This is a genomic window from Salinicola avicenniae (genome assembly GCF_023736115.1).
GTDB classification, from domain to species: Bacteria; Pseudomonadota; Gammaproteobacteria; order Pseudomonadales; family Halomonadaceae; genus Salinicola; species Salinicola avicenniae.
In genome coordinates this window covers 403156-417021 of the sequence record NZ_JAKQZC010000006.1, presented here as the reverse complement: position 1 = coordinate 417021, position 13866 = coordinate 403156, and the positions used below count along the sequence as shown (strand labels likewise).

Below are 13866 nucleotides of genomic sequence, written 5' to 3'. Positions count from 1 at the left end.
GGACGTACTTATGAATCTGATCCTGCTCTCCCTCAAGGGACTGCGGCGCGATCTGCGCGCGGCCGACGTCCGCGCGCTATTCCTGGCGCTGATGCTGGCGGTCGCCGCTACCACCATGATCGGCTTCTTCCTGGACCGACTTGAGCGCGGCCTGACTCGTCAGGCCGGTCAATTGATGGGCGGCGACCTGGTCCTCGAGCAGGGAGATCCGTTTGCCGAGTCGCTTCGAACCACCTTGCGCGATGCTGGCCTGACGCTGAGCGACCAGGTCGATCTGGTCTCGATGGTCAGTCAGGCAGATGCCTTTCAGCCTGCCGGGCTCAAGGTCGTCGATGCGCAATATCCGCTCTATGGCACGGTCCAGGTGAACCGCGGCAACGGCATCGAGTCGCTGGCGCAGGGGCCGGTGGCGGGGGAGGTCTGGATCGCGCCGCGCCTGGCCAGGCTGCTAGAGGTCGGGCTGGGAGATCGCGTGCAGGTTGGTAGCCTGAAGCTGCCGGTCACCGGCCTGATCGAGCGCGAACCCGATCAGCAGGCGGGCTTCGCCGGGCTGGCACCGCGCGTCATGCTTAACCAGGCCGATCTGGCGGCAACCGGGCTCGTGCGTCCCGGTTCACGCATCGAGTACGAGCTGCTGGCACGGGGATCGCCGGCAGCGATCGACAGCCTGCAGGACGAACTCGACCGACTGCGCACGGCGGGCGTGGAGATCCGCGATGTGCGCGTCGATCGCCCGGGCCTGGGGCGCTCGCTAGAGCGAGCGCAGAAGTATCTGAGTCTGGCCGGTCTGGCCGCGGTGCTGCTGGCGGGGGTGGCCGTCGCCATGGCCACGCGGCGCTATGTCGATCGCCATCTGGATACCGCGGCGCTGCTGCGCTGCTTCGGTGCTTCGCAGCGTCAGCTTGGTCAACTGTTCGCTTGGCAGCTAGCGTGGCTTGGTATCGTGGCCGCCGTGGTCGGGGCATTGCTGGGGCTGGCCGGTCAGGCCGCACTGCTGGCATTGCTGGTGCGCTTCCTGCCGCTGGAGCTGCCAGCGCCGGGTATGCTGCCATGGGCGATGGGCGTGTTGACGGCGTTGGCGGTACTTGTCGGTTTCGCCGGGCCAACCCTGCTGCGCCTGAAACGCGTTAGCGCCCTGAAAGTGTTGCGTCGCGAACTTGACCCCATTCCGGCCGCCGGCTGGATCGTGGTGGCGATGGCCAGCGCCGTGTTCGGCGCGTTGCTGTGGCTCTATTCGGGAGATCTGTGGCTATCGCTCGGTATTCTGCTCGGCGGTCTCGTCGCGCTGGTTGGGCTCTGGGGCGTCGGTCGCGGGCTGCTTTCGTTATTGCTGGCGGCACTCTCGCGTCTACCCTCGGGCAGCGAGCGCAGCCGCGCCTGGCAGCTTGGCGGTCGCCAGCTGTCGCGCCGACGCGCCGCCAGTCTGGGGCAGTTGCTCGCTTTTTCGGTCACCTTCGCTGCCATGGCGATCATCGCGTTGGTGCGCGGTGATCTGTTGACCACCTGGCAGGCTCAACTACCGGCCGATACGCCCAATTATTTCGCGATCAACATTCAGCCGCACGAGCGCGAGGGCGTGGAATCCCTGATCGAGCGCGGGGCCGACAGCGCCAGCGGACTCTATCCCATGGTGAGAGGTCGGCTCACGGCGATCGACGGTATTGCACCCGCGGAGAAGGTGCCCGAGGCACACCGCAGCGATGGAGCACTGCGACGTGACCTGAACCTTACCTGGCGGGCCGAGTTGCCGGCGGGCAATCGACTGACCGCCGGGCGCTGGTTCGATCAGGACACATGGGGCGACGGCGAATCCGACGGGCCGGTCCCGATTTCCGTGGAAGAGGAGCTGGCGGGGCGGCTGGGGCTGTCACTCGGCGATACCCTGACCTTCACCATCGGTAGCGACAGCGTGACCGGTCGCGTGACCAGTCTGCGCCATCTCGACTGGGAAAGCTTCCAGCCCAATTTCTTCATCATCTTTCCGCCGGGGGCGCTCGAGGCCTTCGGTCACAGCTACATCACGGCGTTTCATCTACCGGCGGACAATGAGGACTGGCTGGGCGAGCTGGTGCGTGACTACCCCGGCGTATCGCTGCTCAACGTCGAGGCGCTGCTGGAGCAGGTGCGCGGCATTCTCGGTCAGGTCACGCGGGCCGTGGAGTTCGTGCTTGGCTTCGTGCTGCTGGCAGGCATCAGCGTGCTCTATGCCGCGCTGACCGCGAGTCGGCCAGTACGCGCCCATGAAGGCGCGCTGTTGCGGGTTTTTGGTGCGGGCAACCGTACCCTGGTGCGCATGCAGTGGGCCGAGTTCGCCCTGCTGGGGTTTGCCAGTGGTCTGCTCGGCGCGGCGCTCGCGGAAGCGGCGGCGGTCGGCATCTACGCTTGGCTGGGGCTGGTGCCGACCCTGCACGTCGTGATGTGGCTTGTCATGCCGCTGGCTGGGGCGTTGATCATCGGTACGATCGGCTTCCTACTGTCGCGCGGGGCGCGTCGCCGGTCCCCCATGGCGAGCCTCCGGTTGCTCGGCGAGACCTGAAGCGGGCGAGGGTGAGATGCTTCGCGTCGCCCTCGGCTACGCTTTACCGCTACTAAAGCCAACGTGAGAAATTATGGTTTCGCGCATGACCGACTTTCATAGGAAAGCCCGTTGGCGCTGGGGTATCATCGCGTCCACGCGCTCCCGGAAAGCGCCGCGCCGCAGGCACACCGTTCACTCACGGTATTCCATGGGCCTTGCCGGGGAAGTGCACGATTTCATGATTGACGCCGTTCTGCCGACGGCCGGCGCCAGTCGAACCCTCCCCGAGCCGAGGATACCCGTCGATGTTCACCCGAGAGATGCAGATTGCCGGATTCGATGATGCCCTGTGGGACGCGATGCAGAAGGAAGTCACGCGTCAGGAAGCTCACATCGAGCTGATCGCTTCCGAGAACTATGCGAGCCCGCGCGTGATGGAAGCGCAGGGATCGCAGCTGACCAACAAGTACGCGGAAGGCTATCCCGGCAAGCGCTACTACGGTGGCTGCGAGTATGTGGACGTGGTCGAGCAGATGGCGATCGATTACGCCAAGGAACTGTTCGCGGCGAGCTATGCCAACGTGCAGCCGCACTCGGGGTCCCAGGCCAATGGCGCTGTCTTCCAGGCGCTGGTCAAGCCGGGCGACACCGTGCTGGGCATGAGCCTGGATGCCGGCGGCCACCTGACGCATGGCGCCAAGCCGAGCTTCTCCGGCAAGCACTACAATGCCGTGCAGTATGGTATCGACGAGAGCGGCCGCATCGACTACAACGAAGTGGCCAAGCTGGCGCGCGAGCACCAGCCGAAGATGATCATTGCCGGCTTCTCCGCCTACTCGCAGATCATCGACTGGGCCAAGTTCCGCGAAATCGCCGACGAGGTGGGTGCTTACCTGCTGGTCGACATGGCGCACATTGCCGGTCTGGTCGCGGCCGGTCTCTATCCGACGCCGCTACCGCATGCGCACGTGGTCACTACCACCACGCACAAGACGCTGCGCGGTCCGCGTGGCGGCCTGATTCTTTCCGCCGAGAACGACGCCGAGATCGAGAAGAAATTGCAGTCGGCGGTGTTCCCCGGTGGCCAGGGTGGCCCGCTGATGCATGTGATCGCGGCCAAGGCGATCTGCTTCAAGGAAGCGATGGATCCGGCGTTCACGACCTACCAGCAGCAGGTCATCGAAAACGCCCAGGCGATGGCCGGTGTGTTTATCGAGCGCGGTTTTGAGGTGGTCTCCGGCGGCACCGAGGATCACCTCTTCCTGCTCTCGCTGGTCAAGCAGGAACTGACCGGCAAGGATGCGGACGCGGCGCTGGGCCGGGCCCATATCACCGTGAACAAGAACGCGGTGCCGGGCGATCCGCAGAGCCCGTTCGTCACCTCCGGCCTGCGTATCGGCACCCCGGCCGTCACCACCCGCGGTTTCGGCGCCGCCGAATGTCGCGAGCTTGCCGGTTGGATCTGCGACATCCTCGACGCCATGCAGCAGGGCGACTCCAGTGGTGCGGAAGCCGAGGTGAAGGCCAAGGTCGAGGCCGTCTGCGCCCGCCTGCCGGTCTATCGCTGAGCCGTTCGGTTACGGCGCCCCACGACGCCCCTCTTCGGAGGGGCGTTGTCGTTCCTGCCTTCGCTCTCTTTTGCGTTGTCCGCCAACCTATCGTGGGCTGTCCGTCGACGTTATCCCTGTCTCTGCATCCCTGACTCTACATCCCCCGTCTCTGCCGAAACCAGAGGCGAGACTTTAGTCTCGTGACCATGGTCTAAAGGCAACGATGACGAACTTGCTGGAAGCTATGTCGGACATAAGCGCCAGTGAGTGGGACATCGGTATGACCGCAGGCTCGATCCCTTCCGACAACCCGACACCGCCCCGTGGCGAGCGCGCCGACATCGCCGAGGTGTTGGCCGAGGCGATCTTCAGTGGCGACTACGCGATCGGCGAGACGATCCCCCGTGAGGTGGACCTCTGCGCGCGCTTCGGCGTCAGTCGCAGCACCGTGCGCAGCGCGCTGCAGAAGCTGGTCAACGTGGGGCTACTGGTGCGGGTTTCCGGACAGGGTACGCGCGTCTGCGAGCTGGCCACCTGGCATCTGCTGGACCCGCAGGTCAGCGCCTGGATGGCGCGTTACGCACAGCCCAACCCGCGCTTGCAGCGAGAGGTTTTCGCGTTTCGGCTGGCGGTGGAGCCATTTGTCGCCGGGCTGGCGGCGCGACATGCCACCGCTGCCGATCTGCTGGCGATCGAGACCGCCTACGAAGGGATGATAAATGCCCTGACGCAACCCGACCTACGCTGGCAGGGGCGGAGCCACGACGACTACGACGTGGCCTTTCACGAGGCGATCTTTGCCGCTTCCCACAATTTGATCTGGGCACAGATCAGCCACGTGCTCAAGCCCGCCATCGCCTTGATCGTCGAACGCTCGAACTCGCGTGCCACCACGCATGGCGCCGTGATATCGGGCGACACAGCGGAAAGCACCGCAACGCCCGGCCCCGTGACGCACAGCGCCCCGCAGCTCGACGACAGCATGGCTCGACACTTCCGGATGATGGAGGCGATTCGTCTGCGTCAGCCGGAGACTGCCGCTGAAGCGGCGCTATCGGTGCTGGAACGCACCGGCCGGGATCTGGGAATGGAAGATCTGACCCGGCAACCGTTTTCGATCGTGCTCTCTCACGACACGCTAGCCACAACCCGTCATCCTGGAGACTTACCATGACAGCACACAAGCCACTACAAGGCCTCGTCTTCGCCACGCTGGGCGCGTTCGCGCTGGGTGCGCATGCCGCCGACTACGAGTGGACGTTCCAGACCTCGGAAACCGCGGGCGAGCCGCAGTTCGAGATCAAGAAGGCCTGGGCCGAGAATGTCGAACAGATGTCCAACGGGCGTATCGCCATCGAGATTCTGCCGGTGAACGCCGTGGTCCAGGCGAACCAGACGCTGCAGGCCGTCAGTTCCGGCATCCTGCAGGGGCATCTCACCGATCCCAGCTACTTCTCGGGGCAGGACCCCGCCTTCGGCATGATCGGCAACCTGGTCGGTGCCTGGAGCGACCCTTACCAGTTCCTCGACTACATGAAGTATCACGGCGGCGAGCAGATCTACAACGAACTGGTCGAGCCCTACGGCGTGCACCTGATCGGTGCCGCGGCGACCGGGCTGGAATCCTTCCCCAGCTCGCGCCCGATCGAGACCGTCGAAGATCTGCAGGGGCTCAAGGTTCGTGCGCCGGAGGGCATGGTCTACAACATCTTCGAGAAGGCGGGCGCTACGCCGGTCAACCTGCCCGGCTCAGAGGTCTACACCTCGCTCGAGAAGGGGGTGATCGATGCCGCCGACTATACGGTGTTCGCGACCAATTACGCCCAGGGGCTCTACGAGTTCGCCAACTACCCGAACTACCCGGGCTTCCACTCGCTGCCGATGGTCTCGGTGTCGCTCAACAAGCAGATCTGGGATGGCCTGTCGGATGACTTGAAGTCGATCCTCGAGACGTCCGTCGATCAGATGGCTTACGAGATGGTCGCCCGCCTGAAGACGCTGGATCTGCAGGCGGTGCGCGAGGCGCGTCAGGACCCCGATATCCACATTATCGACATGTCCAACGAGGAGCGCGCCAAATTCCGCCGTATCGCGCAGGAAGAGTGGGAGAACTGGGCCGGTCGTAACGAGGTCACCCAGGAGTTCTACGACTCCGTGGTCGGCTACCTCCAGGACAATAATCTGATGTAAGGATCCGGCCGGGCTGTCGTCTCGTTCGACCGCGTGTCGGGCCGAGCGGCAGCCCGTCTTGATATTGGCCGGGCCTGGCCCGCCCAGATGAAAGGGGAACAACGAGATGACGCAACCGACCGGCAAGCCCGAAGAGGTCGCCGCCCTGGCGCAGGAGGGCGCTCCCGAGGAAGGGAGCAACGACGAGGTGCGCACGCCGCTCGACCGTTGGGTCCGGCGCGGCGGACGCTATGCCGCATGGCTGGTATTCATCGCCATGGCGATCAGTGTCTTCGAGGTAGTGATGCGCTACGGCTTCGATTCGCCGACCTCCTGGGTGCATGAAAGCGTGGTCATGCTGGTGGCGTTGACCTTCGCCATCGGGGGGCCGGTAGCCATGGCCAGCAACCGTCATATTCGCGTGCGCGTGCTCTATGATACCGCCGGGCCCAAGCTCAAGCGTGGCCTGGATATCTTCAATGACCTGGTGACGCTCGGCTTCTGCCTCGGCATGAGCTATGCCGCCTGGACCATGAGCTGGGCCGCGACTCACGGCCCCACCGGCGTCTGGCGACTGGAGCGCTCCGGGACGTCCTGGAATCCGCCGTTTCCGGCGCTGGTCAAGACGGTGATTCTTGCGGCCCTGGTGCTGATGACGCTGCAGGCGCTGTGGCACCTCTACCAGAGTCTCAGCGGCAAGCGTCCCACGACCCATGACGCGGGCGAGGAGAAAGGCTGATGGATATCGCAACCGGAACCTGGCTGCTGGTCGGGGCCATCTTCGCGCTGCTCGTCACCGGCCTGCCGCTAGCTTTCGTTACCGGTCTGGTGGCGCTCTCCTTTACGTTCGGCTGGTTCGGCCCGATGGCGCTGCCGCTGGTGACGAGCCGCGTTTACGGCTTCGTGACCGAGTATTCGCTGGTGGCGGTGCCAATGTTCGTACTGATGGCCTCGCTGCTGGACCGTTCGGGCATCGCCCGGGACCTGTTCAACGCCATGCGGGTCTTCGCCGGCCGGCTGCCCGGCGGCGTGGCGATCCAGACCGTGGTCGTCGCATTCTTCCTGGCCGCGCTCTCCGGCATTATCGGCGGTGAGATCGTGCTGCTGGGCATCCTGGCGCTGCCGCAGATGCTGCGCCTGGGTTACGACAAGCACCTTTCGATCGGCGTGGTCTGCGCCGGTGGCTCGCTGGGAACCATGATGCCGCCTTCGATCGTGTTGATCATCTACGGCCTTATCGCCAGCGAATCGATCGCCGACCTGTTCACCGCCGCGATCACGCCAGCGGTGCTGCTGATGGGCAGTTATATCGCCTACGTGCTGGTGCGCTGCCTGCGCAACCCGAAGCTCGGGCCGCCGCTGACGGACGAGGAGCGTGCCAACAACGAGATCAAGACTCGGGGACAGGCGCTCAAGGCGATTCTGGTACCGGGTCTGATCGCCTTCCTGGTGCTCGGGACCATCTACGGTGGTATCGCCTCTGTCACCGAAGCGGCCGCGATGGGCGTGTTCGGGGTTTTCCTGGCCATCCTGCTGCGTGGCGAGTTTTCGGTGAAGGTGCTGCACCAGAGCCTGGGGCAGACGCTGACCACGTGTGGCATGATCATCTGGATCGGCATCGGCGCTGCGGCGCTGGTCGGCGTCTACAACCTGATGGGTGGCAACCGCTTTATCTCGCAGATGATCATGGGGTTGGATGTCGCGCCGATCGTGATCATGCTGGTGATGATGGCGATTCTGCTGGTGCTCGGCATGTTCCTCGACTGGATCGGCGTGGCCATGCTGACACTGCCGATCTTCGTGCCGATCGTTGTCCAGCTGGGCTACGATCCGGTCTGGTTCGGGATTCTGTTCGCGGTCAACATGCAGGTCTCTTTCCTGTCGCCGCCCTTCGGGCCAGCCGCCTTCTATCTCAAGGGCGTGGCGCCACCGTCGGTCAGCCTCAAGGATATCTTCGTCTCGCTGCTGCCGTTCATCGCGATTCAATTGTGCGTGCTGGCGCTGCTGCTGCTGTGGCCGAACCTGGCGATGTGGCTGGTGTAGGGCGAGTGGTAGGCCCGACTGCCGGTGCCATGGCGCCGGCAGCATCGAACACTGAAACTGAATAGATTCAAACTGAATCATAGGTGATCCGTGAAAATTACCCGTTTGAAGACCTGGCAGGTGCCGCCGCGCTGGCTGTTTCTCAAGATCGAGACCGACGAGGGCTGCTACGGCTGGGGCGAGCCGGTTGTGGAAGGGCGCGCGGCCACCGTTGAGGCGGCGGTGCATGAGCTGTCCGACTACCTGATCGGTCAGGATCCGCACCGCATCGAACATCTCTGGAACACGCTCTACCGCGCCGGTTTCTATCGTGGTGGCCCGATACTGATGAGCGCCATCGCCGGCATCGACCAGGCCCTGTGGGATCTCAAGGGGCGCGATCTGGGCGTACCGGTTCATCAGCTGCTCGGCGGGGCGTGTCGTGATCGCATGCGTATGTACGCCTGGACCGGCGGCGACAAGCCGGCGGATGTCGGCGCCGGCGCCAAGGCGCTGGTCGACCAGGGATTCACGGCCTTCAAGATGAACGGCACGGCCGAAATGGCGATCGTCGATTCCCATGCCAAGGTGGATGAGGCCGTGGCGCGCGTCGCCGAGGCGCGCGACGCGGTCGGGCCGGACGTGGGTATCGGTATCGACTTCCATGGTCGCGTTCATCGGCCGATGGCCAAGGCGCTGCTGCGCGAGCTGGAGCCGTATCATCCGATGTTCGTCGAAGAGCCGGTGCTGCCCGAGCACCTGCCGAGTCTGAAGCATATCGCGGGGGGCCTGGGCTATCCGATCGCCACCGGCGAGCGGCTGCACACGCGCTATCAATTCCGCGATCTGCTCGCCGAGGGCATGGTCGATATCGTCCAGCCCGATCTCTCCCACTGCGGCGGCATCAGCGAAGGCATGAAGATCGCCACGCTGGCCTCGTGCTTCGATGTCGCGCTGGCGCCGCACTGCCCGCTGGGGCCGTTGACACTGGCCGCATCGCTGCACGTGGATGCGGTCAATCACAACGCCTTCATTCAAGAGCAGAGCATGGGCATCCACTACAATCGAGACAACGACGTGCTCGATTATCTGGTGGACAAGAACGCGCTCTCGATCACCGATGGCTACTGCGCGATCCCGCAGGGCCCGGGGCTCGGCGTGGAGATCGACGAGGCCTTCGTCGAGGAGCGCGCCAAGGTCGGGCATCGCTGGAGAAACCCGGTGTGGACGCATGAAGACGGCTCCATCGCCGAGTGGTGACGGCACGCTCGATAGCCGCCTGCGCGAGCGAGGCGCCGTGTTGCCCGGTGCGCGAACTCCTCGCATATACCCCATATGCTCCGGGTTCTGTGCGCCGGGCACCTTGCGCTTCAACTCGCTCGGCTGGCCCTCGAACGCGCCGCAACTTGCGCTCTCAGCAGAGCATCCGAAAATGGACGAACTGGTCCTTGAGCGTCCCTCATCTGGCGCTCTCAGCAGATCATCAGGAAATCCGCGCCTCGGCGGGCGCGTCCTGCTGTCTGCATGCCGTGTGAGGTGAGCTGAAACAAGGAGAGAAAGATGAACGAGACACGCAAGTTTGCCCTGGAAACGGCGCTCGCCGAGCGACCGCTGGTGGCGATTCTGCGCGGTATCACGCCGGAGGAGATCGATGGCGTCTTCGATGCGCTGGTCGACGCCGGATTCAAGCTGATCGAGATCCCGCTCAACTCGCCGCGGGCATGGGATAGCATCGCGATGATCGCCAAGCGCTGCCCGGACGACGTGGTGATCGGGGCCGGGACCGTACTCGACCCGGTCCACGCCGAGCGCCTCGCCGAGCTGGAGACGCCGCTTCTGATTACGCCGAACACGGATGCGGAGGTGATTCGGGCCGGCGTCGAGCATGGCCTGGCACCGATGATCGGCTGCATGACGCCTTCCGAAGCGCTGGCCGCGGCCAAGGCTGGCGCCACGGCGCTCAAATTGTTCCCGGCGGCGCGACTGGGCACCGGCTACTTCAAGGACATCAATGCCATTCTGCCCAAGGGATTGCCGGTACTGGCGGTCGGCGGCATCGACGAGAGCAACATGAGCGAGTGGCACGCGCACGGTATCGCCGGTTTCGGCTTCGGCAGCAATCTCTACAAGCCGGGGCGCAAAGCCGACGAAGTGGGCGAGATCGCTCGCGGGCTGGTCGAGGAGTGGCGCCGAATCAGCGAAGTCGCGCGTCATGCCGAGCATCTCGAGCGTGAGGCCGACGCATGAGCGTGGCAGCCGATCACGCCGAGCGCCTGATCGTCGTCGACTGGGGCACCAGCAACTTTCGCGCCTTTCTGGTCGATATCGCCAGCGGTGACATACTCGACAGCCGGCGCTCGGCCTCCGGGCTGAAGGCGCTTAGCCAGCCGGAATTCCCGCACTACTGTGCCTCGCAGACGGATGACTGGCGCGATGGCGGACGAGTTCCCGTCTACCTCGCCGGCATGGTCGGTTCGGCGAGAGGCTGGTCGGAAGCGCCGCAGCTTGAACTTCCCGTCTCGGCCGATGATCTCGCCGACCGCGTGGTCGCCGCCCCGGGACTCGATAACGTCTGGATCGTACCCGGCGTCAAGCAGGTGACGGCCGATCACGTCGACGTGATGCGTGGCGAAGAGGTGCAGGCGTTCGGCGCGCTGGCACTGGCCGACCCAGCGACCCGCGCCGCTGGCGTCGACTGTTGTCTACCCGGTACCCACAGCAAGTGGGCGCGGCTGGAGCACGGCCGCATGACCGCGTTCACCACCTTGATGACCGGCGAGCTCTATCATGCGGTGCGGTTTCATACGCTGCCGGGTGAACCGGCGCGTGATGAAGCACCCTTCGACGCGGCGGCGTTCCGCCTGGGGCTTTCCCGCGCCGAAGCGGCCGGCGGCGTCATGCATGCCCTGTTCGAAGCGCGTAGCCGTCATCTTTACGCCGGCCTGGCCGCGGGGCAGGTGGGCAGCTTCCTGTCCGGTGTGCTGATCGGTGAAGAGGTGCGTGCCATGCGAGGCGCACGTCCGGATATCACCACGGTGCAGCTGGTCGGTGCCGAAACCCTGCGTGAAAGCTACACGCTGGCGCTCGAGGCGGCCGGCCTGCATGTCAACGCGATCGACAGCGATCGCGCCACCCTGGCCGGGGTTTCGGCGATTGCCGCGCGCCACGCCTCACGCCCAACCTGAATCGCCCATGCACCAACGCGGTGCGCAACAAGGGTCCCACGGTCACGCGAGTCGCCGGTATGGGCGGCTCGCTGACGTTGGCACGATCCGTGCTACCTTCATTGATGGACCGCGTTCCTGCGGCCGACCGTGACTGGGCAATGGGGTAACGCCATGGATGATGCGACGAACGGACCGACCCGGCAACCGCCGCCGCTGCTGATCTTTACCGATCTCGACGGGTCGCTGCTCGATCACGACACCTATGACTGGCAGCCTGCCGCAGCCTGGCTCGCGACACTTGCCGAACGTGGCGTGCCGGTCATTCCCACCACCAGCAAGACGCGAGCCGAACTGCTGGCGTTACGCCGGGAGCTGGCTCTCGAGCAGACACCGTTCATTGCCGAGAATGGCGCGGTTATCGGGCTGCCGCCGTCCTGGCAGCATGCCCGGCTGGACCGTGACCCGGCCTCGCCGGATGGACTGGTGATCAAGACGCCGAGCATGGATGTGGATTTCATTCGTCGCCGTCTGGATGTGGTGCGCGAGCGGCACGGCCTGCATTTTCGGCGTCTCGGGGAGATGACAGTCGAAGAGGTCTGCGAGCTGACCGGGCTGCCGCCGGCAGGCGCGGCGCAGGCGATGGCACGAGAGGGCAGTGAACCCCTGGTGTGGCAAGACGATGACGCCAAGCTGAAACGGCTGCATGAGACGCTCGAGACCGATGGCCTCACGCTGACCCGAGGCGGGCGCTTCTGGCACGTGATGGGCGCGGTGAACAAGGGACAGGCAGCGAATTGGCTGGTCGCGCGCTACGAGGCGCTGCGCGGACAGCGTCCGCGCACATTGGGTCTCGGTGATGGCCCCAACGATCTGGCACTGCTGGCGGCTACCGACATGGCGGTGGTGATTGCCGCGGCGCATGGCCAGCCGATGCCGCTGGAGGGTGCGCAGGTCTATCGCACGCGCGCGTCCGGACCGCGAGGCTGGGCGGAAGGCGTATCGCATTGGCTCGAGGCCTGAGCCTGGCCGGTCGAGCCTGTGACTCGATGACCGATTGAGGGGGCGTCACGGAGCGACGCCGGATGACAACACAATGAGGATGTCTCATGAGCGATTTCTACCAGAACGGTATCGTCACCAACTTCCACAATCTCACCCGGCGTTCGGTGGAAGCGATGGAGAACGACCTCAAGCGGTTTTCTCGCAGCCGCCCGATGGGACTGATCCTGCCCTCGCTCTACTCCGAGCTGGAGGGGCCGGCGCTTTCGCACATTGTCGACGAGCTTTGCCAGGTGCCCTATCTGAGCGAGATCGTCATCGGCCTGGATCGCGCCGACCGGGAGCAGTTCCTGAAGGCGCGCGACTTCTTCTCGCGCCTGCCCCAGCACCATCGCATTCTCTGGAACGATGGCCCGCGCCTGCAGGCACTGCAGCAGGAGCTCGCGGACGAGGGCTTGGCACCGCTGGAACGCGGCAAGGGCTGTAATGTCTGGTACTGCTCCGGCTATGTTCGTACCTCAGGCAAGGCGGAAGCGGTGGCGCTGCACGACTGCGATATCGTCACCTATGATCGGGGCCTTCTGGCGCGCCTGATCTATCCGATCGCCAACCCGCGCTTCCACTACGAGTTCTGCAAGGGCTATTACTCGCGCATCGCCTCCGGCAAGCTCAACGGGCGCGTTTCGCGGCTGATGGTGACGCCGCTGATCCGCGCCTTCAAGATGATCTATGGCCCGTTGCCATATCTCGACTATCTCGATAGCTACCGCTACCCGCTTTCCGGTGAATTCTCGATGCGCGCGGACGTGCTCGATGGCATCCGCATTCCCAGCGACTGGGGGCTCGAGGTCGGCGTGCTTTCCGAGGTCCACCGCAACTTCTCGACCAAGCGTCTGTGCCAGGTGGATATCGCCGATGCCTACGATCACAAGCATCAGCCGGTTTCCGAGGAGGACCCGAGCGGCGGTCTCAACCGTATGAGCATGGATATCGCCAAGGCAATGTATCGCAAGCTGGCGACGCTGGGTGTGGAGATGAGCGTCGAGAGCTTCCGGACGGTGAAGGCGACCTACTACCGGATCGCGCTCGATCTGATCGAGGCGTATGACCACGATGCGGCGATGAACGGGCTCAAGCTCGACCGTCACAGCGAGGAGGCCGCCGTGGAGCTGTTCGCCGACAACATCATGCAGGCCGGGGCGGCCTTCTTCGAATCTCCCCGCGACAAGCCGTTCATCCCCAGTTGGAACCGCGTGCAGGCGGCGATCCCCGATCTACAGGACAGGCTCTACGAGGCAGTCGAGCTGGATAATACCGGCGACGTGTGAGCGGGCATCGCTGCGCCCGCCTGACCTGCTCGCCCGCGCTTCGTCGCGGGCGCCACGAGGTCATCGAGTGCCGAGCACGTCGATTTTGTCGGCGCGATCGCGTTGGTGTCCCG

Annotated in this window: 11 protein-coding genes; all 11 read left to right on the top strand. The window is 64.8% G+C overall.

Annotated features, from left to right (window positions below; translation table 11 throughout):
• Positions 1-10 precede the first annotated feature (10 nt).
• Complete coding sequence (locus tag MC381_RS16530) at positions 11-2536, top strand: ABC transporter permease (RefSeq protein WP_251978858.1); 2526 nt, start codon at positions 11-13, stop codon at positions 2534-2536.
• A 287-nt stretch (positions 2537-2823) separates the two neighbouring features.
• A complete protein-coding gene (gene glyA, locus MC381_RS16525; protein ID WP_251978857.1) occupies positions 2824-4086 on the top strand; it encodes a serine hydroxymethyltransferase in 1263 nt (420 codons plus the stop codon).
• A gap of 262 nt (positions 4087-4348) precedes the next feature.
• Entirely contained in the window at positions 4349-5242 is an 894-nt protein-coding gene (locus MC381_RS16520; RefSeq protein WP_251978856.1) for a FadR/GntR family transcriptional regulator, read from the top strand.
• Positions 5239-6258, top strand: a complete 1020-nt coding sequence (locus MC381_RS16515) for a TRAP transporter substrate-binding protein (RefSeq protein ID WP_251978855.1) — start codon at positions 5239-5241, stop codon at positions 6256-6258. Before MC381_RS16520 ends, MC381_RS16515 begins: the two co-directional genes overlap by 4 nt.
• Before the next feature lie 106 nt (positions 6259-6364).
• The gene (locus MC381_RS16510) at positions 6365-6976 is read left to right on the top strand and encodes a TRAP transporter small permease subunit (protein WP_251978854.1); all 612 of its coding nucleotides are present in this window, start codon (positions 6365-6367) and stop codon (positions 6974-6976) included.
• The gene (locus tag MC381_RS16505; protein ID WP_251978853.1) at positions 6976-8280 is read left to right on the top strand and encodes a TRAP transporter large permease; all 1305 of its coding nucleotides are present in this window, start codon (positions 6976-6978) and stop codon (positions 8278-8280) included. The genes MC381_RS16510 and MC381_RS16505 overlap by 1 nt, the downstream gene beginning before the upstream one ends.
• Positions 8281-8370: 90 nt before the next feature.
• Positions 8371-9519, top strand: a complete 1149-nt coding sequence (gene dgoD / locus MC381_RS16500) for a galactonate dehydratase (RefSeq protein ID WP_251978852.1) — start codon at positions 8371-8373, stop codon at positions 9517-9519.
• A gap of 300 nt (positions 9520-9819) precedes the next feature.
• A complete protein-coding gene (locus MC381_RS16495) occupies positions 9820-10506 on the top strand; it encodes a 2-dehydro-3-deoxy-6-phosphogalactonate aldolase (protein WP_251978851.1) in 687 nt (228 codons plus the stop codon).
• Positions 10503-11444, top strand: a complete 942-nt coding sequence (locus tag MC381_RS16490; protein ID WP_251978850.1) for a 2-dehydro-3-deoxygalactonokinase — start codon at positions 10503-10505, stop codon at positions 11442-11444. Before MC381_RS16495 ends, MC381_RS16490 begins: the two co-directional genes overlap by 4 nt.
• Before the next feature lie 153 nt (positions 11445-11597).
• Positions 11598-12446 (top strand): HAD-IIB family hydrolase, encoded by an 849-nt coding sequence (locus MC381_RS16485; RefSeq protein ID WP_251978849.1) that lies wholly within the window; start codon positions 11598-11600, stop codon positions 12444-12446.
• An 86-nt stretch (positions 12447-12532) separates the two neighbouring features.
• Entirely contained in the window at positions 12533-13753 is a 1221-nt protein-coding gene (locus MC381_RS16480; protein WP_251978848.1) for a glycosyltransferase family protein, read from the top strand.
• Positions 13754-13866 lie beyond the last annotated feature (113 nt).